At 47.6% G+C, this 1,210-nt stretch carries 2 protein-coding genes; both read left to right on the forward strand.

What is annotated here, in order from left to right; genetic code table 11:
• Positions 1–511 (forward strand): hypothetical protein (locus ACFOMF_RS06865; RefSeq protein ID WP_386362757.1); only part of this gene is annotated, 511 nt, incomplete at its 5' end.
• Positions 480–1,130 carry a hypothetical protein gene (locus tag ACFOMF_RS06870; protein ID WP_386362760.1) on the forward strand — a complete coding sequence of 217 codons (651 nt, stop codon included), beginning with the start codon at positions 480–482 and terminating at the stop codon, positions 1,128–1,130. The genes ACFOMF_RS06865 and ACFOMF_RS06870, both read left to right, overlap by 32 nt.
• The last annotated feature ends 80 nt before the right edge of the window (positions 1,131–1,210 follow it).

Raw genomic sequence — 1,210 nt, forward strand, 5'->3', positions numbered from 1 at the left:
CTTGAAACCCGAGGAATTGAATTGGCTGCTGATGGCCGGGTCGATCGCGGGAAATAAGTGGGAGAGTGTTGGGTCAAGGTTTGTACGTGAAGATGAGAGCTTCTCTAAAACCAAAAATGATGGAGTTAGAGGGGGAGGGAACAGGGGAAATATAATGATAGGGCTGCCCTTCGATGTTATGGATATTGCCTTGGGTTATCAGGGGTTACCCGATGCTTCGGTTCGGGACTATTTGTCAGCGCTTGGTACAGAAAACGCGCTATCGACGGGGCATTCTTTGGGAACTTTGACCAATATTTATCTAGGCAGCAATGGGTTGACCGATCAAGTTTACTTATACTCCATCCCGTTCGGAGCAGTAGCTCCTCCTAATGCGGGGGTTATGATTGGATCATGGGACTTGGTCAATGGTGGCTGGGCAGGGAAATTATTAAACTGGGATGCTGAAGTCGTCCCGCTCAAGCCTTGGGAACATGGATTTGAAAACTACAAAAGATATATTAAAGATTAGTGGTGCTCTATTAATTTTGGCGGTGATGGGATGTGTGCCTGAAGCTGCTTATCATGTCTATGAGACTGAGAGAGACAGCTTCGCCCTGAATGACAAATATCTACGGGTTGACCCGTTGGATTACCCTGTTTTTGCCATACGTCAGGAGCGCGATGCGCCAATGGATCCTGATTCCTCTATGGCAAAGGTGGGGGAAAAGAGGCCTCCACTGAAGCCATCTGATCGCTGGGAGATTACTCACGCTTTCAATGGAAAGTATTTGGCTTATTCTAAGGATTATGATTTTGAGTACTGTGTTTATATAAAATCTCGTACTCTAATCAGCCTGGCGCAGCGTAATGCTGCATGGCCAGATTTACCCCCTACGTCAAAGAAAGACTTGCAGGCAGCGGAAAGGCTCTGTGGTCCAAAGGGAAATGGGGAGCGCAGCAATATGTATATATATTTGCGTCCTAATGGGGAAGCATATGGGTGGCAACCTTTGAGGAACCCAAAACGCCACTTGTTTGCATCGGATAAGGTTTCCTGGTTTAGAGAAGTTGGTTCTGGTGACTGGTCTGGACAACCTTGGTTTGAGTGTGTGGACCGCTGCGAAAAGCTAGTGAATATGGTTGAATAAACGTAAGCGCTCCATAAACCCCGTCCGCCAGACAGAGTTTGTTTTCAGGAAGTCGAGGCAGAGGCCGGCGAGCAGTTCCA

The organism is Stutzerimonas tarimensis (assembly GCF_042648805.1).
Lineage (GTDB): Bacteria > Pseudomonadota > Gammaproteobacteria > Pseudomonadales > Pseudomonadaceae > Azomonas > Azomonas tarimensis.